The organism is Flavobacterium sp. (assembly GCF_041392085.1).
Taxonomy (GTDB): domain Bacteria; phylum Bacteroidota; class Bacteroidia; order Flavobacteriales; family Flavobacteriaceae; genus Flavobacterium.
In genome coordinates this window covers 353258-377772 of sequence record NZ_JAWKMW010000005.1, presented here as the reverse complement: position 1 = coordinate 377772, position 24515 = coordinate 353258, and the positions used below count along the sequence as shown (strand labels likewise).

At 32.8% G+C, this 24515-nt stretch carries 18 protein-coding genes and 1 tRNA gene; 14 read left to right on the top strand and 5 right to left on the bottom strand.

Going from position 1 to position 24515, the window contains the following annotated elements; genetic code table 11:
- Positions 1-6: 6 nt before the first annotated feature.
- Positions 7-471 carry a ribosome assembly cofactor RimP gene (gene rimP, locus R2782_RS04640; protein WP_371266953.1) on the bottom strand — a complete coding sequence of 155 codons (465 nt, stop codon included), beginning with the start codon at positions 469-471 and terminating at the stop codon, positions 7-9.
- A gap of 174 nt (positions 472-645) precedes the next feature.
- Here rimP and R2782_RS04635 point away from each other — a divergent pair, with 174 nt between their 5' ends.
- The gene (locus tag R2782_RS04635; RefSeq protein ID WP_371266900.1) at positions 646-1470 is read left to right on the top strand and encodes a universal stress protein; all 825 of its coding nucleotides are present in this window, start codon (positions 646-648) and stop codon (positions 1468-1470) included.
- A 52-nt stretch (positions 1471-1522) separates the two neighbouring features.
- Here the strand turns inward: R2782_RS04635 and R2782_RS04630 are convergent.
- Positions 1523-1593 (bottom strand) — tRNA-Gln (locus R2782_RS04630).
- A gap of 223 nt (positions 1594-1816) precedes the next feature.
- On the opposite strand from R2782_RS04630, the gene R2782_RS04625 reads away from it, so the two are divergent.
- Positions 1817-5014 carry a DUF2723 domain-containing protein gene (locus tag R2782_RS04625; RefSeq protein ID WP_371266899.1) on the top strand — a complete coding sequence of 1066 codons (3198 nt, stop codon included), beginning with the start codon at positions 1817-1819 and terminating at the stop codon, positions 5012-5014.
- A 39-nt stretch (positions 5015-5053) separates the two neighbouring features.
- Positions 5054-5698: a polysaccharide deacetylase family protein gene (locus R2782_RS04620; protein ID WP_371266898.1), complete on the top strand. Its 645-nt coding sequence runs from the start codon at positions 5054-5056 to the stop codon at positions 5696-5698.
- Here the strand turns inward: R2782_RS04620 and R2782_RS04615 are convergent.
- Positions 5695-5991 carry a co-chaperone YbbN gene (locus R2782_RS04615; protein ID WP_248435864.1) on the bottom strand — a complete coding sequence of 99 codons (297 nt, stop codon included), beginning with the start codon at positions 5989-5991 and terminating at the stop codon, positions 5695-5697. The two genes, R2782_RS04620 and R2782_RS04615, sit on opposite strands and share 4 nt — an antisense overlap.
- 71 nt (positions 5992-6062) lie before the next feature.
- On the bottom strand, positions 6063-7298 hold the full coding sequence (locus R2782_RS04610; protein WP_371266897.1) for a metallophosphoesterase: 1236 nt from the start codon (positions 7296-7298) through the stop codon (positions 6063-6065).
- A 115-nt stretch (positions 7299-7413) separates the two neighbouring features.
- Between R2782_RS04610 and R2782_RS04605 the strand changes: the two genes are divergently transcribed.
- On the top strand, positions 7414-8025 hold the full coding sequence (locus R2782_RS04605; protein ID WP_371266896.1) for a response regulator transcription factor: 612 nt from the start codon (positions 7414-7416) through the stop codon (positions 8023-8025).
- On the opposite strand, the gene R2782_RS04600 is transcribed toward R2782_RS04605, so the two are convergent.
- Positions 8022-9956 carry a histidine kinase dimerization/phosphoacceptor domain -containing protein gene (locus tag R2782_RS04600; protein WP_371266895.1) on the bottom strand — a complete coding sequence of 645 codons (1935 nt, stop codon included), beginning with the start codon at positions 9954-9956 and terminating at the stop codon, positions 8022-8024. The genes R2782_RS04605 and R2782_RS04600 overlap by 4 nt on opposite strands.
- Before the next feature lie 167 nt (positions 9957-10123).
- Between R2782_RS04600 and R2782_RS04595 the strand changes: the two genes are divergently transcribed.
- The 10 genes from R2782_RS04595 to R2782_RS04550 all read left to right on the top strand — a co-directional run bounded on the left by R2782_RS04595 (position 10124) and on the right by R2782_RS04550 (position 24513).
- Positions 10124-14671, top strand: a complete 4548-nt coding sequence (locus R2782_RS04595) for a tail fiber domain-containing protein (RefSeq protein ID WP_371266894.1) — start codon at positions 10124-10126, stop codon at positions 14669-14671.
- A 110-nt stretch (positions 14672-14781) separates the two neighbouring features.
- The gene (gene polA / locus R2782_RS04590) at positions 14782-17631 is read left to right on the top strand and encodes a DNA polymerase I (RefSeq protein WP_371266893.1); all 2850 of its coding nucleotides are present in this window, start codon (positions 14782-14784) and stop codon (positions 17629-17631) included.
- 281 nt (positions 17632-17912) lie between these two features.
- Positions 17913-18506 carry a GTP cyclohydrolase II gene (gene ribA, locus R2782_RS04585; RefSeq protein WP_371266892.1) on the top strand — a complete coding sequence of 198 codons (594 nt, stop codon included), beginning with the start codon at positions 17913-17915 and terminating at the stop codon, positions 18504-18506.
- Positions 18507-18537: 31 nt separating this feature from the next.
- Entirely contained in the window at positions 18538-19176 is a 639-nt protein-coding gene (locus R2782_RS04580) for a CDP-alcohol phosphatidyltransferase family protein (protein WP_371266891.1), read from the top strand.
- The gene (locus R2782_RS04575; protein WP_371266890.1) at positions 19173-20135 is read left to right on the top strand and encodes a glycosyltransferase family 4 protein; all 963 of its coding nucleotides are present in this window, start codon (positions 19173-19175) and stop codon (positions 20133-20135) included. Before R2782_RS04580 ends, R2782_RS04575 begins: the two co-directional genes overlap by 4 nt.
- Positions 20132-20752 carry an isoprenylcysteine carboxylmethyltransferase family protein gene (locus R2782_RS04570; RefSeq protein ID WP_371266889.1) on the top strand — a complete coding sequence of 207 codons (621 nt, stop codon included), beginning with the start codon at positions 20132-20134 and terminating at the stop codon, positions 20750-20752. The genes R2782_RS04575 and R2782_RS04570 overlap by 4 nt, the downstream gene beginning before the upstream one ends.
- Entirely contained in the window at positions 20749-21453 is a 705-nt protein-coding gene (locus tag R2782_RS04565) for a class I SAM-dependent methyltransferase (protein WP_371266888.1), read from the top strand. The genes R2782_RS04570 and R2782_RS04565 overlap by 4 nt, the downstream gene beginning before the upstream one ends.
- Position 21454: 1 nt before the next feature.
- Positions 21455-22222: a class I SAM-dependent methyltransferase gene (locus R2782_RS04560; RefSeq protein WP_371266887.1), complete on the top strand. Its 768-nt coding sequence runs from the start codon at positions 21455-21457 to the stop codon at positions 22220-22222.
- Complete coding sequence (locus R2782_RS04555) at positions 22219-23613, top strand: lipopolysaccharide biosynthesis protein (RefSeq protein WP_371266886.1); 1395 nt, start codon at positions 22219-22221, stop codon at positions 23611-23613. The genes R2782_RS04560 and R2782_RS04555 overlap by 4 nt, the downstream gene beginning before the upstream one ends.
- A complete protein-coding gene (locus R2782_RS04550; protein WP_371266885.1) occupies positions 23614-24513 on the top strand; it encodes a RibD family protein in 900 nt (299 codons plus the stop codon).
- Positions 24514-24515 lie beyond the last annotated feature (2 nt).

The following is a 24515-nucleotide window of genomic DNA, read 5'->3' as shown; positions in this document are numbered from 1 at the left end:
TTTATTTTAAAATGTTATGGTCACAATTGCTTCTTTTATTTCTGAATACGGTAAATCAATCCTATTTTCTACCGTCTCTTTTCCTTTACCAATTTTCTTGGGCACTCTTGCCTTCCAAGTTAAGGTTATATATTCCTCATTAACACCTGACAAAACTGCTTCTATTGAATCAGAAGCCGTTTTTACTTTGACCGTTCTTCCGATGTTTTTTCTGTATTGCCTAATCAGTTTTAGTGGCGAAGAAACTCCTGCCGAAGCTACCTCGAGAGAAAAATCAACTTCTTCACGATCTAAGTTATGCTCTATTGCTCTACTGATATCAATACAATCCTGAAGTGTCACTCCATTATCGCCATCCAAAGTTACGATAATTTTCATACTTTCAGTGATGGTCAAATCAATCAAAAAAACACTTGGCTTTTCAGACAAACCCTGATTTAATAAATGAACAACTTTATCTCTAAATGTCATATTTTTATAAAAAGAGGCACGCATTGCGTGCCTCATTATTTACATTTTAATCAAATAACGGTGCAAATATAACGATTTTTTTTATAATTAAAAATTCATTGCGAAATCATAAAAATTTTTGTACCTTTATTTTTTTAAACAACCTAAAAAACCAATCTATTTTACACGACTTTTATGAAAAAAATTTTAATTCCAACCGATTTTTCTCAGCACGCAGAATACGCTCTCAAAGTAGCGGCTCAAATCGCAAAAAAACATGACGGAGAGATCATATTACTTCATATGTTAGAGCTTCCTCATCAATCCGGCGACCAGGTAAGTAGTGGTCATGCTATTCCTGAGCTTATGTTTTTTAAAAATGCAGCAATTGATAAATTAGAAAGCTTGATGGATGCCCCTTATTTAGAAGGTTTAAAAGTATCCGAAATTATTCAATTTGAGTTGGCTTTTGATGGCATCATCAACCTAAGCAAAAAAAATGATGTAGATTTAATCGTTATGGGTTCTCATGGTGCAAGTGGATTTAAAGACATGTTCATTGGTTCAAACGCAGAAAAAGTTGTTCGCCATTCTGAGGTTCCCGTTTTAATCATTAAAAAAGAAATTCCTAATTTCAACATCAATAAATTTGTTTTTGCGTCTGACTTTGCTGATGAAGTGAAAAAACCCTTTACCAAAGTGGTTGAAGTAGCTAATAAGTTTGGAGCAGAACTAAATTTGGTTATGATTAACACTCCTAATAGTTTTAAATCAACTTTAGTAGCTCAAGAAATTATGGATACGTTTGTTGCACAATTCAAAATAAACAACTATTCCACTCATATTTTCAATGACGCAAATGTTGAAAAAGGAATCCTGAATTTTGCTAACAGCATCAACGCAGATTTAATTGGGATGTGCACCCACGGCAGAAAAGGCCTTTCACACTTTTTCAACGGAAGTATTAGTGAAGACTTGGTAAATCATGCCGTGAAACCGGTACTAACTTTTAAGATATAATTTACTGTTTAATAAAAACAAAAAACCCACTCTTTAAAAGTGGGTTTTTTTGTTGGTCCACTAGGACTCGAACCTAGAAAGACGGCACCAAAAACCGTAGTGTTACCATTACACCATGGACCAATAAATGCTTGAATGCGGGTGCAAATTTATAATATTTTTTATTTAAAGCAAATAAATGAAAGAATTTTATCTAAAATATTTTAGTGGCTATTCAACATCCTTTCGATTAAAATTCAAAAAACTACTGACATTAAATAAGAAAATTTTGTTAAGTCACCCACGTTTACACAAAAAAACAGTTTCTTTGTAATTAGATTCAAGCATAAAATATCTAATATCACTAATGACAACATTCAATTTTAACAAGTGGAATACTGTTGTAGGCTGGTTTGCTTTTACCGTTGCCTTACTTACCTTTTCATTAACTGTTGAACCAACACTAAGCTTTTGGGATTGTGGCGAGTACATAGCTACTTCCGCTAAATTGCAGGTCGGTCACCCACCAGGGGCACCTTTATTTCAAATGATGGGTGCATTTTTTGCTATGTTTGCCCCAGACGATACAAAAGTGGCCCTCATGGTAAATATGATGTCTGTGTTTTCTAGTGCATTTACAATATTATTCATGTTTTGGTCATCTACACTATTATTGAGAAAAATAATTGCTCGATTCAAAGAAATAACAAAAATAGATGAACTAGCTATTTTAGGTGCTTCTTTGGTAGGTGCATTAGCCTTTACATTTACAGACAGTTTTTGGTATAATGCTGTGGAAGCCGAAGTGTATGCCATGGCCACTTTATTAATTTCGCTATTATTTTGGTTAGGTTTACGTTGGGAAACCGAGATGCATTCTCCTCGTGGAAACAAGTGGCTTTTATTAATCTGCTTGGTTGTTGGGCTTTCGTTTGGCGTACACTTTATGGCTTTGTTGACAATACCATCCATCGGTTTGTTGTATTTTTTTAAAAATTACAAAACCATCTCCGTTAAAAATTTCATCATTGCTAATGTTGTTGTCGTGGCAATTTTGTTGTTTATATTCAAAATGCTTTTACCTCTAACCATGTCGCTTTTCGGGAAAACAGAGGTTTTTATGGTTAACACCTTTGGGTTGCCTTTTAACTCAGGTACTATTTTTATGACCTTATTTTTAATCGCTTTCTTTTACTTTGGCTTAAAGTTTACCCGAACAAAGAATCTTCCACAATACAACACGATATTATTATGCGTTCTTTTTGTACTTATTGGGTTTTCAACTTGGATGATGTTACCTATCAGAGCTAATGCAAATGTAGTAATTAATGAAAATCGCCCTTCTGATGCTCGTGAAGTGTTAGCTTATTACAATCGAGAACAATATCCGCAAAATCCACTTTTCTACGGCCCACAATTCACAGATATGTTTGCGGGATTAGATCCTGACGAGCCTTACTTAGATAAAGCTCCTAATTATGAACGTGACTATAAAACTGGTAAATATATAATTACTAACAATTATATTAATGCCATACAAAACAGTCATCATGCCCATAAAACCATTCTGCCCAGAATGTGGAATGGTGAAAGTGCTCAAAATTACATGGAATTTACTAATGTAGTTGATTTTAAAATAGATCCTGAATATGCTCATGAAGAAGAATTAGTCAATATTGTATCACAATTTAGACAAGCTTATAGTTCCGGCAGATTAGATACAGAAGATTACATTTCATTTTTAAAAGGGTATGGAAATTACCTTATCGTAGAAAAACCTAAAACTTCAGACAATTTTAAATTTATGTTTGAATACCAATTTGGGTATATGTATGTTCGTTATTTATTGTGGAATTTCGTTGGAAGACAAAGTGACGTCCAAGGAAAATACGACAATGAAGGAAATTGGCTGAGTGGCATCAATTTTATTGACGAAGTCTTTTTAGGATCTCAAGAAAACTTACCTCAAGATGTTGTCACCAATAAAGGAAGAAATGTGTATTACTTTTTACCTTTTATTTTAGGAATTATCGGTTTGTTATACCATTCTAAAAAAGATTTAAAAAGTTTTTATGTACTACTTGCCTTATTCTTGTTTACGGGTATAGCATTAAAAATTTACCTCAACGAAAGACCTTTTGAACCTCGTGAAAGAGACTATGCCTTGGTTGGCTCATTTTATGTTTTTGCTATTTGGATAGGTATTGGTGTATATGCCATTTTTGACACTTTAAGGAAATGGTTGCAACCTAAGATTGTCTTACCGATTGTATTTATTACTACGCTTTTAGCGGCTCCTATACTACTGGCTTCTCAAAATTGGGATGATCATGATCGTTCCGGGAAATATACCGCTCTAGCAAATGCAAAAGGTTATTTAGAATCATGCGAGCCCAATGCAATTTTGTTTACTATAGGCGATAATGATACTTTCCCTTTGTGGTATGCTCAAGAAATCGAGGGAATTCGCAGAGACGTTAGAGTAGTTAACACCCAATTATTTATGACGGATTGGCATATAGATCAAATGAAAGCAAAAGCATATGATTCAGAACCCTTGCCAATTTCATTTAAAAGAGAACAATATGCCGGAGACAAATTAGACTACTGCGTTTTTAATGAAATAACTCAGAATCGTTGGGAATTAAAAAGTTTTATTGATTTTATCAAAAGTGACGACCCTAACACCAAACTTGAGATGCAAAGTGGCCAAAAGGTGCACTTTTTCCCTACTAACAAAATTAGATATACCGTAGATAAAGATGCTGTAATCAAAAACAAAGTGGTTTCAGAAAAATTTTATGATTCAATTGTGCCGTACATGGATATTGATATTAAAGACAGGGCTATTTACAAAGCAAGAACCATGATGTTTGATATCATCCAGAATAATAATTGGAAAAGGCCAATTTATTTTACCGGTGGAAGTGATAGTGACGAAGATTTTCTTTGGATGAAACAATACCTTCAATTAGATGGATTAGTTTATAAATTGGTCCCCATAAAAACACCTTATAATCCCGAAAACGGACAATTAGAAATGGGTATGATAGATAGTGATAAAATGTATGATATTGTGATGAAGTGGGATTGGGGAAATAGTGACGGTGATATTTATCACGATGTTGAAACACGCAGAAACAGTATAACTTATCGCTTAAATCTATCTCGTTTGATGCAGCAGCTTATTGTTGAAGAAAAAAAGGACAAAGCTAGGAAAGTTATTGAATTAGCCTTGGAAAAATTACCACTAGATAAATATGGTTTTTATACTTTATTAGAGCCTTTTGTAGGAGGGTATTATGATTTAGGTGAAATTGAAAAGGCACGAGAATTGACATCCAAATTAGCCAAAAAATACAACGAAAATCTAAATTATTATGTTAGCCTAAAAGCATCCGAACAGAATGATAACATCTATGAAATTGTCAAAAATTTAGAACGTTATCGTTCTTTGATTCAGGTTATAAAAAGCAAAAAGGATACTGTTTTTTATGAAAAAAACAGAAAGACATTCAACAGTTATAACAAAATATTTGAGCGATTTGGTCGTGATAATGAGTAAAGAACAGAGCCAATAATTTGGCTCTTTTGTTTTAAAGCTATGGATTCCCTTTGGATTAAAACGAAACCAATTATAAAAAAACTTTTTTCAAATTATGTTTGGAGTATTCCAAACAACGAGAAAATAGTGTTTTTAACTTTTGACGACGGTCCAATTCCTGAAATAACCGATTGGGTTTTAGCACAACTAAAAGTATATAATTACAAAGCCACTTTTTTTTGTATTGGTAATAATGTTGAAAAGTATCCTACTCAATTTAATAAGCTAATCTCTGAAGGTCATGCTATAGGAAATCACACCTATAATCATGTAAAAGGTTGGAATACATCAACCAAAGACTACCTTGATGAAGTTGAACTATGCTCGAATATTATTCAGCAATCAGCCAGAGAAAAAAAACATTCAACCCTTTTTCGTCCACCCTATGGTAAAATCACACCTGTACAATCTAAAAAATTGCGAAAATTAGGGTATAAAATAATCATGTGGGATGTACTGAGTGCCGATTATAAAAAAGAAATTTCTAAAGAAAAATGTTTAGAAAACGTATTAAAAAACATTGAATCGGGAAGTATTATTGTTTTTCACGACAGTATAAAAGCATTTCCGAATTTGGAATATACACTCCCAAAAACGCTTGAATTTCTATCCGAAAACGGATATCAATGTGCTATAATCCGTTAGACTTGCTCTTGAACCAAACCAATAATTGTATTGGCATCTAACTCTCCTGATTGCCTCCAAACCATTTGGCCTTCCTTATAAATCATCAAGGTAGGAAGACCTTTGATACGAAGAGCATCTGCAAGTTCCTGATTTTTATCAACGTCTATCTTAATTACCTTCGCTTTATCACCCAAAGCAGCGGCAACATCTCTAATCACAGGATGCATTGCTACAGATGACTCATTCCACTCCGTGTAAAAATCAATTAGCACCGGAACCTGAGCATTAATAAGTTCACCAAACTTTGACATAAGGACAAATTTTATTTAAATTTAAACCTATTTTTTAACATAATTAATACAAATGTAGCATATTTTACGAATTACGCTACTTTTTCTCCTTTTTTTAGTTCTATAACCGTAATTTCCGGCATGATACCAACTCTACCCGGATAGGCATGGAAACCAAATCCACGATTAACATAGATGTATTTACCCATATTTTCATATAATCCGGCCCATTGTTTGTAGACAAACTGTGCTGGAGACCAACTGAACCAACCCGGTATTTCTATACCAAATTGTAATCCATGAGTATGACCTGAAAACGTTAAATGAAAATCCTTTTCATGTTTGTTTATTTCTGCATCCCAATGACTTGGATCATGACTCATTACGATTTTAAACTCTTCTTTTGATAATCCTTGAGAAGCTTTGTTTAAATCGCCTGCTTTTTTAAAACTCACCCCCCAATTTTCAACTCCTACTAAAGCTATTTTATTTTTACCCTTTTGTATGTGTTTATTTTCATTCAGCATTAATTCGAACCCTATTTGACTATATAGTTTTTTGATTGCTTCAAAATTTTCTTCCTTTTCTTCTTGCGAACTCCAACGAATGTATTCTCCATAATCGTGATTTCCTAAAACTGAAAAATTTCCATATTGGTGTTTTTTGATTCTGTTAAAAGTTTCAATCCACGGAAACATTTCTTTAGCATGCGTATTTACTATATCGCCTGTAAAAAGAATCATGTCTGAATCTTGTTCATTGATTAGATCAATAGCATAATTAATTTTTTCGGCATTATCAAAACTTCCGCTGTGTACATCCGATATTTGTGTAATTGTAAATCCATCAAAATCATCGGGTAAATCTTGAAAAAATAATTGTTGCTTAATAACTTTGTAATTGTATTTCCCTTTTGTCATTCCATAAATCAAAGAGGTAAAAGGTATAGCTGCTAATCCTAAAGCTAATTGACTTAAAAATCTTCTTCTTTCAGGCAAAAACGAATTGGTTTTTGTAGTTCCTGAAAAATAAGTGAGTGTACCAGAAAAAAATCGAAATATATCCTCAAACAGCATGAAGATAGTTAAAATTAATTTTGGAATCACTATTATAAGTAATAGCCCGAGCGTAAACATTGTCATTTTAGTTTGACCAACGCTTCTATCGAACTTGGTAAACTGATAAACAATAAAAAAAATAATAGAAAGTGAAATGATTACATAAGAAATGAGAATCCATTTGTTTCTAGCAACTGTTTTAACTGCTTGATAAGCGTAAACCTCAACGAGGGCAACAAGCAAAAATAGAATGAAGAGTCTTAAACCCATTTTTTTATACTTCTAACAAAAATACATTAGATAAACTTTATAAATTAGCTTTAAAGAATAATTTAACATATATTTGAAATCAAGGACTTAATTTATTTAAAATTGTTTATAGATTATGCCATTCTTACGTGTTTTAATCGTTGAAGACGACCCTATCATAGCAGAAGACATCAAAGAAATGCTTACCAATGTAAACTATTCTGTCCAGGGAATTGCTTATGATAAAAATGATGCGTTGGAAATTTTGGATAAAACAAAACCCGACTTGGTATTACTTGATTTAAATTTATCGGGAGAATATGAAGGTTTTGAAATCGCAAACTACATTAACTCCAAAAAAATACCTTTTATATACCTAACTTCCTATTCTGGTAAAGAAATTTTAGACAAGGCAAAAAATACTTTGCCAATGGGTTATATCGTAAAACCATTTAATGAAAGAGAGCTCTATTCTGCAATTGAAATTGCTATTTATAATTTTTCAAAATTCCTGATTCCTATAGACCTAAACAGAGAAAATATCAACAAGCTGATTACAAACGAATTAACACAAAAAGAGTTTGAAATATTAAAAGGGTTGTATGAAGGCAAGAACAATCAGCAACTTGCTGAGGAAAATTTTGTCAGTTTAAATACCGTAAAAACACATTTAAAAAATATTTTTGAAAAAATGGATACCCATAGCCGAAGCGAAACGATTGCAAAAATAAACGAAATTTTGCGTTAACTTTTTTTCGGAATTTCAATTTTAACATGTGTCCCATCAGCTATATCTATTGATAAATTAGCTTTTAGTTTCTGAATAAAAGATTGTATTAAACGTTGTCCGAAAGTTTCTTCTTTTTCATTTTTAATAACCTCCTCTTTCATGCCAATTCCGTTATCGTTAACTTGTAAAACATATAGCTTTTCGAACTCTTTCATCTCAATAGAAATCTCTTGTTGGATGACTTCTTCTTGATTAGGAAAAGCATGTTTTAAAGTATTGGTAACCAATTCATTCACAATAAAACCAATTGGTATTACAGATTCAACATCCATCAATATTCCTTTAGCATTACATTTTACCTCAATATTTCTATTTCCTTTCGAATACGAATTCATAATATTGGCAACTAAACTCTCAAAATAATTTTGAATGTTAACTTTTGTCAAATTTTCATCTGTATAAAGATGCTTGTGTAAAATAGCTATCGACTCAACTCTATTTCTTCCTTTTTGCAAAGCTTCCAATGCTTTCTTGTCTTCAACATATTTAGATTGTAAGTTCAACAAGCTAGAAATCATCTGCAGATTATTTTTTACCCGATGATGTGTTTCATGTAAAAGTAATTCCCTGTCTTTTAAAGCTTTTTCAATGATATTGTTTTTCGCTTTTATTTTAGCATACAGTTTATATAATGCAAAAGAAGCTACTGATACAATTCCTAATCCAATTAAAAAAAGGATTAATAAGGTTTTAAATCGTGAAAGTTTGGCCTCTGAAATTTCTTTTTCTTTATTTAATAGTTGAATCTCGTTGTCCTTTTTTTGTTGATTATATTGCGATTCCTTTTCGGCAATTATTTCAAGTGATTCTTCAGAAAAAATAGAATCACTTACTTCTTTATATCGTTTAAAATTAGCCAAAGCCAAATCGATTTCTCCTTTTTTTTCATATGCTTCGGAAAGTAAATAATAAGCTGTTTGTCTTTGGTTTAACGATTCATGTTCTTTATATATAAAAATATCTTGCAAATAAGGAATAGCTTCATCATAACGCTTTAACTTAATCAATACTTCTCCCATATTTAAACTAGATTCACAAACATTATAAGTACTACTAAGCTTCTTGCGAATTAAATATCCTTTTAAATGTTCTTTATAGGCATCTTCTAATCGGCCTTGTTTTTGCCTTAACAAACCTAAAAAGTCATGGTGAAAACCCATTTCTCTTAATGTAGGAAAAACAACATTTAGCTTTTTCTGTTCCATCAAATGGTATTCTGCTCTTTTGAAATCACCAAGTTCTGTATAAACATATCCTAAATTTGCATTTACACTTGACATTCCTGCACTGTCATTTAATACTTTAAACTGCTCTAAAGCCTTGATGTATAAATCTTTTCCTTTCTCAAATTGATTAAGATTTAAATAAAAACTTGCAAGCGATTTGTTTATTTCTGCTTTTTCAATGGGTTTGCCTATTTTATCGTAAATCTTGGAAGCCTCTAATAAATGTTTTTGAGCTAAAACATTATTTCCAACAAACATGTTAATACTCCCTATAAAATAACTGCTTCTGGCAATTTCTAAAGAGTCATTACTTTTCTTAGATAGACTATAAGCCTCATTATAATTTTCCAGTGAAGTGGTATAATTTCCTTGCCAACGATGACTTGCACCATAAATACAATGCAACCGAATTTTCTCTTTAGTACTTTTTTTATTTAAATAATTTGCTTTGATATCATTTCCAATTTCCTCAGCAAGTTGAGGATTTCTTTGGACCAAATGCTCTCCTAACAAAAACAAGGCTTCTTTCTTTTGAACTTTATCCTTAGACGATTGAACAATTGTTTGTAAACTATCCTGATAAGCGTCTGGCTTAGCATCTTGAGCATTAAAAATTAGACTGGTAAATAAAAAGAATAATAAAACAATTTGTTTAACTCGCATAATTTATTGTAGTGACTGATGACAAATTTAATAACACTAATTTAAATAAAAATAACCCAAAAGGGTGAAAAAGGAAATTTTTAAAATGCAGAATTTTACATCATCTTGATTTCCCAAATCACTTAACCTTCCATTAAAAAAAATACTAAAATTAATCTAATAAAGTGATGAAAAAAATTGTACTAATCATTTTGTTTACAGGTTTATCTGTAAATGCACAAGTTGGTATTAATACTACTACTCCGGACGCATCTTCGATACTTGACATTTCGGCTACAGATAAAGGTGTTTTGGTACCGAGAGTAAACCTGCCTAATGTAACAACTTCACAGTTAGACGGAACAAATACTGCTGCCACAGGATTAATAATTTGGAACACTAATGCTACTACGGTTGGTGGAAATGGAGTGGGCTTTTACTTTTTTAATGGTACGCAGTGGATGCCCATCACACAAGCACCAACAATCGATCATGATTTTTACGAAGTTGGTACAACCTCTCCTCCAAATTCTATCGCCGATAACATTTTTAAATTAGGAAAACTTAATTTAGGTACAAGTTCCACTTCTAATTTTGGTTCAACCTTGTACGTTCAAGATTTTAATCCAAGTAATAATTCTGGTTTATCTGTTGCTCGCTCTCTAATGTCTCCTAATACATCCGGACGGAGCAGAGGAATTAATTTAGCTTTACAAGGATTTAGTACTGATAATTATTATGGTTTAGAAAATTCTTTATCCGGAACATTCTCTTCAACAAGTTCAAATTTTTATGCTATAAATTCTGCCAGTAACTCACAAGACTTATTACTGTATGACGGTGTTTTTTCTTCAAACGCTGGAAATGGCAGAATGTTTGGTTATCGTTCAACTTTTACTTCAAGTATTACAAATACCGGCAGCAAGTATGGTTTTTACACATCTATAGACGACTCATTACCAGGTAATCATTATGGAATTTATTCTAATGTTTCAAAAAGTGGCAGTTTTGCAGGATATTTTCTAGGAAATGTTTCTATCGGAACAACCACAGGAAATAATTACATTCTTCCAGCCTCTAGAGGAACTAATGGTCAAGTAATGCAAACCGACGGGACTGGAAATGTTTCCTGGGCAACACCGTCTGTCTCAACAGATGATCAAAACCTTGTTACTCCAACCTTAACCGGTACAACTTTAAATTTAGGCATAGAAAACGGCATAGGAACTTCTATTGATTTAGCTTCGCTTCAAGACGGAACCGGGACCGATGATCAAACCATTGATAACTTCAGTTTAAGTGGATCAACTTTGCGACTTTCATTAGAAAATGATGGGCAACCGCTTCAAACGGTAAACTTAGCATCCATAAATACTGATGACCAAAATTTGATTACCCCAACTTTAGCAGGAACAACTTTAAATCTAAACATTGAAAATGGAACAGGAACTTCCATTGATTTAGCTCCGCTTCAAGATGGAACGGGAACAGATAATCAAACCATTGATAATTTTAGTTTTAATTCTACAACTAATATTCTAACCTTAGAAATTGAAGATGATGGGATTATCCCTCAAACAGTAAATCTTTCCAGTTTAGCAGGAAATGATGTGGATTGGTATGAACAAGGAACAAGTAATGCACCAAATGCTATAACCGATGATATTTATACTGAAGGTGACGTAGATATTAATAATGGAATTCTTTCTATCACAACACCTACAAATAGCTCTGGAGGACTAGTTGTTAGTAAAACCATTTCCAATGCTGGGTCACTAACTTACAGTTCAGTAAATAATTTTGTTTCATTATTAGGGAGTAATAATTCTTTTATGTACAACAACGTTTATACTGGTAATGGGACAGGGAGTCAAACCTTGCTTCAAAATACTTTCTCAAGCACAGGAGCTTCCTTTTTAACGGGTATGAACAATAGTTTTAATAACAACAATAATTCTACACAATCCTATGGTATTCAAAACAATTTCAATATAACTGGTTTTGGTTCAAGAGTTGGTTTTGAAAATAATTTTAGCACCGTTAACGGAAATGCAACCGGATTAAACAACATTATAACAGGAGGTGTAGGCACTCTTTATGGAACGAGAACGCAAATAACAGGAGGAACAGGAACAAATTATGGAAATGTAGTTAGTATGACAGGCGGGACAGGCACTCGCTATGGTTTTCTTGCCGATATTACAGGAACAGGAGCAGGTATTGAATACGGAATTAGGACCAATGTTGAAGATATTACAAACGGTTATGCTGCCTACTTTCAAGGGCGTACTTCATTAGGACAAGGAACAACCAATCGTTACTTAATGCCCGGAACAGACGGTACAGCCGGACAAGTCATGGTGACTGATGGATCCGGAAACCTAAGCTTTCAAAATGTATCAGGTGGTGATGTGGATTGGTTAGAATACCCTACCAATACGAATCCGGATAATATTAATGACAACATATATCATTTAGGAAGAACTGCAATTGGTATTAATGATAATACCGATGGATTTAATTTATACAGATTAAAAATTGATACAGGCACTGGAGATTATGGAGGATTGTATATCGAAAACGACCAAGGAGGTGCTGGCATTAATGTAGTAAACTCAGGTTCCTACACAACAGGAGGAGTAGTACAATCTATTAGTTTACGTGATGAATCTACAGGAACAAGAAATAAGATAAACCTATATAATTCCCTAGCAGGTTCAGGGGCTGGGATGACTGCACAAAGAAATTGGTTTATTTCATTTTCTAATTATGATACTGAAATAGGGGTTAGAAATGATTTATGGGGTGGGTCAAATGGAACTAAATATGGAACTTATAACGATGTTAGAGGTGCTGGTTTAGGCTCTAAATATGGTTCATATAACATCATTGAAACTACTGCTGGAGGTACCCACTATGGGGTCTACAGCGAAGCATTAAAGTCAAATAGTTATGCTGGCTACTTTTTAGGAAATGTGTCAATTGGAACTACGACTGGTAATAATTATGTATTTCCTGCTACAAGAGGTACCAATGGCCAAATTATGCAAACCGATGCATTTGGTAATCTAAGTTGGGTAACTCCAAGTATAGGCGAGAGCACCTCCGCCAGTAATGGATTAACAGAAGTAGGGAATGATATACGATTAGGTGGAGCCCTTATTCAACCTACAGTAATTAGTCAAGGTGTAAATAGCTTTGATATTAATTTAAACAGCACGGGTGATTTTGCAATACAAGACAATGGAGTTGATGCTTTTATTGTAGAAGATACCGGCGATGTTGGTATTGGTTTAAGTAATCCAAATTCAAAATTAGATATATTAGAAACTGACAACACTGATTTAATTGCAGTAAGAATTACCAAAACTGATAATTTTACAGGGTCAACTTATGGCCTCAATATTAATAAAACAGCTGCAGGAACAGGTAGAAGTCATGCTATTTTTAATGAATCATCTGCAACTGGTGCTGGAAATAATTATGCTATTTACAATCTTACTGACGGAACTGGTACTGGACAAAAATATGGAGTATTTAATGAACTAAACTCTACCGCCATAGGGAGTCAATATGGTACCCGCAACTGGGTTAGAGGAACCACCTCTGCAGAGCAGTTTGGAACTTTTAACAATATGGAAAATGGCAGCACTGGAGACCAATATGGAGTATATAATGGAATGCGTTCTACAAATGCATCAAACATGTTTGGTGTATACAACGAATTCTTAACAGCAAATTCCAGTAGCTCTTTGATGGCAGGTGTCAGAAATCGATTTACTAGTGGAACCCCAGGAGCAAATGGTTTTGCAGGAACTTTTACAGATTTTGCAATCTCTGCTAACGGGACTTATTACGGTACTCGGAATGAATATGGTGCATCATCTACAGGAAATGGAATTAAATACGGTACTTTCAACCAAATTTCTGCTTCTGCAGGAGGTACCCATTATGGTACCTATAACGAAGTTGCCGCTTCTAATGGATGGGCAGGCTATTTTGTGGGAAGAAATTATATTTCAGATCGTTTAAGTATAGGTGAATTAAACAATAGTAATGCTCTATTGAATATAAGTGGTATAAGTGATGGCACTGTCTCTCATATTGAATTAGAACAATCCTCTGCCAACACAGGAGCAAGAATTCGCTTTAAAAACGCTACTGAAATCAGCAATGAGTGGGTTCTCTTTGGTAGAACCGATGATACCCCGGCAGATAGCAGATTCAATGTTTTTCATAGCGGGGGTGCCGGAAATATTATAGTTGCAACTGGTGACGGAAAAGTAGGTATTAATATGACTCCATCCACAAATGATTTAGAAGTAAGCGGAACTGCTTCAAAAGCAACTGCTGGTAGTTGGTTAGCAAATTCAGACAAACGTTTGAAAAAAAATATAACTACAATTAACCCACAAGAGGCATTAAAAAAAATAATAAGACTTAGAGGTGTAAATTATGAGTGGGATGATAATTCTACTAATATAAATAGACCAAAAGGTTATCAAATGGGTTTTATTGCTCAAGAAATTGCTGAAATTTTCCCGGAAAAAGTAACTAAAGATAATCTTGGGTATTTACAAACAGCTTACGGTGACTATGACCCAATCGTTTTTCAAGCCATCAAAGCCTTAAACGATAAAATTGAAAATTTAGAAAAAGAAAATACCCAATTAAAATTAGCATTAGAAAAAATTAATGCTCTCGAAGCTAAGTTAGAACAAATGAATATAAAATAAAGTTGGTGTTTTATAGTGGTTGGAAAATGTCGAAATCAGAAATTGGTTTCGGCATTTTTCTTTTTTAGCTATCAAAAATGTATCTTTGAATTCTTCAATATTTAAGGATTATGTCAACGCAAAAACGTCTTTTTCTTCTCGATGCTTACGCTTTAATTTTTCGTGGGTATTATGCTTTTATCAAGAATCCAAGAATTAACTCCAAAGGAATGGATACCTCCGCTATTATGGGGTTCATGAATTCGCTAATGGATGTGATTAAACGCGAAAAGCCAGATCATTTGGCGGTTGCTTTTGACAAAGGGGGAAGCGATTACCGCTTGGAAATGTTTAAGGAATACAAAGCCAATCGCGATGAAACACCCGAAGCTATCAAAATTGCAGTTCCGTATATTCAGGAATTATTGAAAGCAATGCATATTCCGATTATCGAAAAAGCAGGTTATGAGGCGGATGATTTGATTGGAACACTTGCTAAACAAGCTGAAAAAGAAGGCTATCAAGTGTTTATGGTAACACCTGACAAAGATTTTGGTCAATTGGTTTCTGAAAATATTTTTATGTACCGTCCCGCACGAATGGGAAATGACATTGAAATTTGGGGTATTGAAGAAGTGAAACAAAAGTTTGAAATTGAACATCCGTTGCAAGTAATTGACTTCTTGGCAATGATGGGTGATGCTGTTGATAATATTCCAGGGCTTCCGGGAGTAGGAGAAAAAACGGCTAAAAAATTCTTGGCAGAATACGGTTCAATTGAAAATTTATTGGCTAACACGCATGAACTTAAGGGTGCTATCAAAGAAAAAATTGAAGCGAATAAAGAAAAAGGATTGCTTTCCAAAAAATTAGCCACCATCCTACTCGATTGTCCGGTGACTTTTGATGCTACCGATTATGAATTGTCCAAACCCGATGTAGAAAAAACCGATGCCTTATTTCAGGAATTAGAATTTCGTCAAATGAAAACTCAGTTCGATAAATTCTTTGGAACCGGAAAAGAATATGATGAAATTGAAACCAATGGGAATGAAAAACCAAATACTCAAACAGTAAAAAAACCTACTCCAAAAAAATCCAGCGATGAACAAATGGATTTATTTGGATTTTCAGATGATGATTCAACAACTTATCATTCAGGATATGCTACTTTGGAAACCACTGAACATCATTATCAAATTGTTGAAGGCAATTTACCTGTCAATCTACTTGTTCAAAATCTTATGAATCAACCTTCTGTCTGTTTTGATACTGAAACTACAGGAATTGATGCTTTAAACGCGGAGTTAGTTGGAATGTCGTTTTCTTATGAAAAAGGGAAAGCTTTATATGTTCCATTTCCAGAAAACCAAGAAGAAGCACAGATTTTAGCCAATAAATTCAAGCCTTTCTTTGAAAATGAAAAAATTGAAAAAATTGGTCAAAACTGTAAATACGATATAAAAGTACTGTCAAATTATGGAATTCAAGTAAAAGGGAAATTGTTTGATACGATGATTGCACATTATTTGATAAATCCTGATATGCGTCACAACATGGATGTTTTGAGTGAAACTTATTTAAAGTATTCACCAAAATCCATTGAAACTTTAATTGGTAAAAAAGGCAAAAATCAACTTTCTATGCGACAAGTTGAATTAGAAGCTATTAAAGAATATGCAGCTGAAGATGCCGATATAACCTTGCAACTTAAAGAACATTTTCAACCGATTTTAGAAAAAGTTGGAACCAAAAAATTATTCGATGAAATCGAAATTCCATTAGTTCCAGTTTTAGCGGCGATGGAAATGGAAGGCATTAATCTCGATGAAGATTTCTTAAAGAAAATGTCTGTTGAAATGGCTAAAGAAAGTAGTGCTTTAGAACAAAAAATCTATGAAACTGCCGGTGAAAAATTTAACTTAGCTTCCCCAAAACAATTAGGTGATATTTTGTTTGAAAAACTTAAAATTGGTGGAACAAAACAAAAGAAAACCAAAACTGGACAATATGCAACCGGCGAAGAAGTATTAAGTTATTTGGCAAAAGACAATGAAATTGTTCGTGACATTCTAGAATGGCGTCAAATGGTAAAATTGCAAAGCACTTATATTGATGCTTTACCTGAACAAGTTGATAAAAAAACAGGTCGCGTTCATACCGATTATATGCAAACAGTTGCGGCAACAGGAAGATTAAGTTCTAATAATCCCAACCTGCAAAATATTCCGATTCGTACGGAACGTGGAAGATTAATCAGAAAAGCATTTATAGCTCGAGATGAAAATTACAAACTCCTCTCTGCCGATTATTCTCAAATCGAATTGAGAATTATTGCTGCACTTTCTGGTGAAGAAAATATGATTAAAGCTTTTCAAAATAATGAAGATATTCACAGAAGTACAGCCGCAAAAGTATTTAATGTAGCTTTAGAAGAAGTCACAAAAGAGCAACGTAGTAATGCCAAAACAGTAAATTTTGGCATTATTTATGGCGTTTCTGCCTTTGGATTAAGTAATCAAACCAATTTGTCACGTTCTGAAAGTGCTGCCTTGATTGATGCTTATTATAAAACATATCCTAAACTAAAATCGTATATGTCTAATCAAGTAGATTTTGCAAGACAAAATGGTTTTGTAGAAACAGTTTCCGGAAGAAGACGTTATTTGAAAGACATCAATTCAGCAAATGCAGTAGTTCGCGGAGCTGCTGAACGTAATGCCGTAAACGCACCAATTCAAGGTTCGGCTGCTGATATCATAAAAATTGCGATGATCAATATTCATAAAAAACTAACCGAAGAAAATTGGAAATCAAAAATGTTGTTACAAGTACATGACGAGTTGGTTTTTGATGTTCATAATTCTGAATTAGAAAAAATTAAACCTCTAATTAAACATGAAATGGAAAATGCATTCAAACTTGATGTTCCATTAGAAGTAGAAATGGGAATAGGTAAAAATTGGTTGGAAGCACATTGATAATTATTTGACGCAACCATTTTTTGTTAAAAGCATCTACTGAAAAATAATTATGATGGTCAAACAATTACTGACTCTAGCATTTGTTTGTTTTCTCTTTGACTTTTTTCAATTTAATCACACACAGGAAAAACTTGATTTAATCCTAAATTTCCATGTCAAGTAGACACTGTTTGGAGCAGCTTTTTTACTAATGATTAGTTTAATCCTTATAGACTGAAAAGCCATAATTGTTTAGAATAAATCTATTTTTGAATTAGTAAATTTGTTTTTATAAAATAATGAATATGTTAAAAAATCAAGTTGAAACAATTCTTCCCACGGAATGGGGAAACTTTAGAATGATTGCCTATTCTGCAAATGAAGGAGAATGGATGCCTCACTTGGTATTCGTACATGAAAAAACAAATTTTGAAACTCCTATCCCTGTTCGAATACATTCGGAGTGTATTACAGGAGATATTTTCCACTCAACCAAATGCGAGTGTGGGAAACAATTACATCAATCTCTTGATTATTTTCAAGAAAATGGTGGTGTATTGCTGTATTTACGTCAGGAAGGCAGAAATATTGGAATTATCAATAAAATGAAAGCCTATAATTTACAAAAAAACGGTAAAAATACAGTTGAAGCTAATTTAGCATTAGGTTTACCAGCAGATGGACGTAATTTTGAAGATGCTGTGCAAATTTTACAAGATTTAAAAATAAAATCTATTTACTTATTGACCAATAATCCAGAAAAAATAGCTGCTTTTGAGCAATCATGCATCCAATTAATCGATAGAATTCCTATTCAAATTAAAGCTACTGTTCACAATCAAAACTACTTGGAAACCAAAAAAACATTTTTCAACCATTTTTTAGAACTATAAAATGTTTTTAAAGGGGAAAAACATAGATTTTTTGTTTCTTCACTCCGTTAGCATGGTTTGTGCTGCTCTTCTTGATTTATTTTACAATCAGTTTTTGCTTACCTACTTTTTAGGAGCCATTTTGTTTAGTATTTATGTCGTTCAAAATTGGAAATCGTTCACAACCTACAAAAAATGGGGTGGGATTCCAAACATTATAACGTTAACTCGCTTGGGACTACTCTTTACAATTCCTTTTTTCACAGAAACAACAGAACTAGCACTACTTTCGCTAGTAGTCGTTAGTTTAGATGGTTTAGATGGTTTCTTAGCTCGAAAATTGAATCAAGTAACTACTTTTGGCGGGAATTTAGACATGGAAGTAGATGCATTTTACTGTTTACTTTTTTCTCTTTTAATTAGTAGCAAACATACTGAATTAAGTTGGATAACTATCGGTGGCCTATTGCGTTATCTCTATAAAATAATCACGTTTGTGTACAGCAAATCAACATTTGTTGAACAAAAAAAGAAATATGCTCGTTTTATTGCGGGATTTTATTTTGTGTCATTTCCTTTATTTTTTTTCTTCGCAAACACAATCGGAATTTATCTGATTACTACCGGAACTGCCCTAATAATTTTTTCATTTTCAATTTCTTTTTATGAATTTTTTACCTTTCGAAAATGAAGATTTTTATTCTCACAACCAATATTCATTTTAAAATTAGTGGTGGAACCATTTTTAATGCTCATTTAAATGAATTTTTAAATAAGTATACCGAAACAAAGATTGAAATTATTGAAGAGGTAAACACTTATCCCTTTGACAAAAATTGTCATTATATTCTGGATGGCATACTAATTTCTGAAAACATTACTTTATCCAAATTGGCTAACTATTCCATTACGTTTTTAATTCATCTTTGGCCTTCAATCCTTCAACCTACAAATGAGAAAAAATACTTATTTGAACAAATTGAGCGAGAAATCGGTAAAAATTTCAAACTTCTTTTTACAGGAGAAAACTCCAAGAAACACCTTCTTGATACCTTGGAAATTTCAGATGCTGGAATCATTATTCAACCAGGTGTAGATTTAAATTGGAGACACAAAACATCATTTCCTGATTTACCTAAAAAAGTCATTTATCTCGCTAATTTTATTGAAGGGAAAGGTCATTTTCGTCTGCTTGATGCAGTTGCAAATGCAAAATCGAATACATTGTCAATCGATTGTTATGGTGAAATATTATCGGATGATTATTTTCAAAAATTTATGTCTATTAAGCCAAAAAAAATTAATTATAAAGGAAAAATTTCCCATCAAGATATTAATGCATTACTTTTAAAGTATGATTTATGTTTTCACTTTTCAGATTATGAAAGTTTTGGTATGGGGATTTTAGAAGCAATTGCCACGCATCTTCCGGTACTCATTACACCGGTAGGTGATTTTAAAAACAACCAAAAATTAAAATCAGCTGGAGTTTTGGATACTTTTGATCCAAGCCTGATTGCTGCTAAAATAAACGAAATTAGTACAGAGAAAGAAACATACCATTCTTTAATTCAAGCGGTTTCTAAGGTAAAAGTAGCCACTTGGGATGAAAATTTTAAACCACTATTAGCTCAATACAATCTTAAATGATATTATTTGCTTTTCTTTTTGGCTATGTTACGTTAGTGATTGAATTAGTATTTTTTCACGTACCAAGTGTGGCCAATACAAGCAATTTTTTTGTCAAAAATAAAAATTATCCAAAAGTAGAAAGTGCACTAATTCAAACCATTTATCGATGGTCTTTTGCCAAAAAAGTTATCCTATTATTTATCCCTACGATTTTGGTTAATAGCTATTTTCTATTTCCTTTTTTCTATTTTTATCCAATGGCTGATTCTTTTCAAATTTTTAAACCCGCTTTCGAATTACAACTATTAGGTGTTTTGTTCGTCCTTTTGGGAAGAGCAATTACATTCGGTTCGATGCTTTATATCAGAAAGGAAAACAAACAGAAAAACGATTCGTTTAAATTGCATACCAACGGAATTTTTAAGTACACCAGAAACCCGGGGTTAGATGGTATGTTTCTGTTTTTTATTGGCTTTGGACTCATTTTTCCAACCTATATAAGCTGGATTGGTTTAGTAGGCTATTTTGTATATATGCTTTTTCGAGTGCGAATTGAAGAAGAATTTTTAAAAGAATTATTCAAACAAGAATATACGGACTATTGTGTAAACACCAAACGCTTTTTATTATTTTGAACGCAACTGAACTAGAACAAAAAACCATCGAAAAATGGTTTAACACAACTTACTCGAAACGTGGAGAAAGTTATCTTCGCCCGAAGGAAGCCTATCTTATTTTTGCTGAATTATTACAACTCCAACCCGCTAAAAACTTTTTAGATGTGGCGTGTGGTTTAGGGAGAATGTTAGAAGTTAGTCAACTTTATAAAACAAATAACTATGGCATCGACATTTCCGAAGTTGCTGTTGAAAAAGCAAAACTGAAGTTGCCCAATGACAACATTGTAGTTGGAAATGCAGAGCATTTGCCATTTGAAAACTGCACATTTGATTATGTAACCTGTCTCGGCTCTTTAGAACGCATGATTGATAAAAAGAGTGTTTTAGAAGAAATAAACCGTGTGACAAAACCCGATGCAAAAATTTGTTTGATGGTTCGAAATGCCAATTCCTGGCGATGGATTTTTACCAAAAAAATGCTTTTTACTATTAATAAAAAAGGACATCAAGATGCCAAAACCTATCAGGAATGGAAGTTACTTTTTGACCAACACCATTTTATAATTGAAACCTGTATTGCCGATCAATGGCAACTGATGAAAATTAAAAAAATCATCAGTTTTGGCCTATTTAAAAACTATAAAAAAGTAAGCAAAAGTTTCGTCCCTCTCCAATTTGCTAATGAATTTATATTTATTTTGAAAAAGAAGTACTAGTTTGAATACCGCAAAAGACATATCGCAACTTTACAATTCGCTTTTTGAATTGGAAGCTAAATTCAAGAAAGAAGCTGTCTATCCAATACATAAGCAATTACATTTCTCTGAGCGATTTTCAGACATTTATGAATTCCTGGTTTCGAAAGTAGACTGCAAAGGAAAAACAATTCTTGATGCGGGATGTGGCGTTGGATTTGGTAGTTTTCTTTTTGTCAAAAATCAAGCAAAAGAAGTAGTAGGCATTAGCGTGAGTATAAGAGAAATTGAACGAGCCAATGAAATAAAAACTAAACTAAAAATCGAAAATTGTCAGTTTCAATTGGCCTCATTTGATGAAATTTCAACCTCATTTGACCTTATTTTTTGTGTAGAATCGTTGAAGCATAGTTTAGACATTCAAAAGTCATTCACCACTTTACTAGATGCATTAACGCCAAACGGTCAACTTGTTATTGTAGATGACTTTTTTGACGGTCACGAGAATACCATCAGCCAACAATTAAAAGAAAATTGGCATTTAAACAGCCTTATTTCAGAAAATGACATACAAATAGATGATGCTAATTTTAGTATAAGTAGTGAAGATTTAACTCCCTTTATGCGATTAAAATCACTTTTTAAAATTTATACTCAAAGGCTGTTTTTTAGGTTGTTTAAAAAAAATTCCCCTTATAAAAAACTATTTAAAGGCGGGGTTTTATTAGACCATTTGTATACCAAAAAACAAATGAAATACAAGTTGTTGATCATTACTAAAAATAGATGAAAAAAACAGTAGTCTATACGTTCACCGGAATCCTTTCCCCAATTCTGATGTTGGTATTACTCCCTATTTATTTAAAATTTCTGACACCAACAGAATATGTAGTGCTTGCGTTAACCAATTCCTTTTTGGTTGTTTTTTCCATTTTTTTCAACTTGAAAACAGAACAAGCTTATAGAACCATTTTCTTTTACGAGAATGAAAATAAGGTCAAACAACTTGCTCTTTTTCGAACTATATTTCATTTCAATGTCATTTGTACGCTCGTTTGGCTGGTTTTGTTTTTGTTTTTTGGCAAAAACCTTTTTGATGTACTGTTCAAAAACGACATGCAGTTTTTCCCTTATTCGTATCTGATATTTTCTAGTTTTCTTGTTGGCAACTTAAACAACTTATTTTTTATTTATTTACAAAACAATTCTAAAGTTAAAGCGTATAGCTTGTTTAGTATTGTTCTTGCTCTTGCCACACATGGTTTACAATTGTGTTGTGTCTTTGTTTTTCACACTTCCTTTTTTGGATTTTTAGCGGCGGCTCTTATTGTAAATTTACTCGTACTCTCGTTTATATTATTTAAAAATTCTACTTTATTTCAGTTTTCGATTTCCAAAAAACTTTTAATGGAATCACTCCGTTTTTCATGGCCTTTTTTACCTTTTTTAGTTTTATACAGCATAGAAAGTCAAATGGACCGATTTTTTATAGAACGTTTTTTGACCCTTTCAGAGTTAGCCCGCTATGCCGTTTTAATAAGCATTATCGGAGCAACGAATACTTTTTTTAATGCTGTTGACAATGCTATTCGTCCGGATTTGTATAGTAATTTAAGCGATAAAACGTTTTCAAATCCAAATAAAATTCAAGAACAATTGGATTTTTATCTATGGATTGGATTAGTTGTATTTAGTTTTTTAATCGGGTTTGGTTTTAATATTGATTGGTTTTTACAAAATGAAAAATATGTCGGACTAACCACTTATTTCATCCCTATGGTTTTGGCCTTTTTCCCTTTAATTGGCATTCGTTTTATGGCCTTAATCCTTATTTACAAGCAAAAAGTTTCAAAATTAAACAACGTACTTTTGATAAAAATTATCGTCATGGCGGGAATGTTTTATCTCTTGATTCCAATCATAGGCATCAATGGGGCTATCCTTTCCATAGGCATTTCAAATCTGCTTAATTTGGTGATTTTTTATTTTATGATAGAAAACAAATTACTCCCATCAAAAAAAGTGATGGCTTTTATCGTTGGATTCATTGCGTTGAATCTATTTTTACTTTTTAAACCACAAACAAAGTTTGTATATTTGATAGCATCCGGACAATGCATTGTGCTTGGATTGTTATTTGTTCATTTTTATCGAAAAAAATTAAAATCTATTTTGCATTAAATGAAAATCAAAGCGATTTATTGGGAATTACTTTTAGAAATCAAAGCGATTTATAAAACGATTGATTGTAATCGAGAATCTATTTTGATTTCACATGAACTAAAAGCACAAAAAAGTTTTTCCACTTCATTGCCGTTAAACAGTATTGCTATTATTCGGTTTAATCCTGCACACCTTCAAGCGGATGAATTTTACGATGTAGCTTTTGCAGATGTTTTTCCAAAAAAGGTAAAGAAAATTTTTTTACTTTACTTAGGTTATTTTTTAGTCAATCGAGCAGCAGAAGTTCCGTTTACTTGCGTACATATAGCCCAAACCATTGATGGGAAAATTGCCACCCCAACCGGAAAATCAAAATGGATAGGCAATCACGAAAATTTAATCCATTCGCATCGCATTAGAGCCTTAGTAGATGCTATTTTAATTGGAGGAAACACTTTTCGAATTGATAAACCGCAATTGAATGTACGTTTAGTCAAGGGTGAAAACCCAATAAAAGTGATTGTTGCCAATTCAACACTAGCCTTAGAAACACTTTCAACCGGTAAAACCTTATTAATGAGTTCTACTGATTTGGATTATGGTAATTTACCGGCAGAAACTGAAGTAATTGTTGTTAAAAATGAAGATGGTTGGATTAACTCCACAAAATTATTGAAGGAATTGAAAAAAAAAGGAATTCATTCGGTTTTAATAGAAGGTGGATCTCAAACAATTCGGAAATTTATAGAAGAAAATACGCTTTCACGGATTGAGTTTCATATCGCTCCATTACTTTTTGGCTCAGGATTAAATGGAATAGAATTAGAAGAAATAAATGAACTTTCCGGTGCTATTCATTTAAAAAATCCGACTTATTATAAAATTGGCAACGCCATAATGACTGTCTCAAATTTATAACG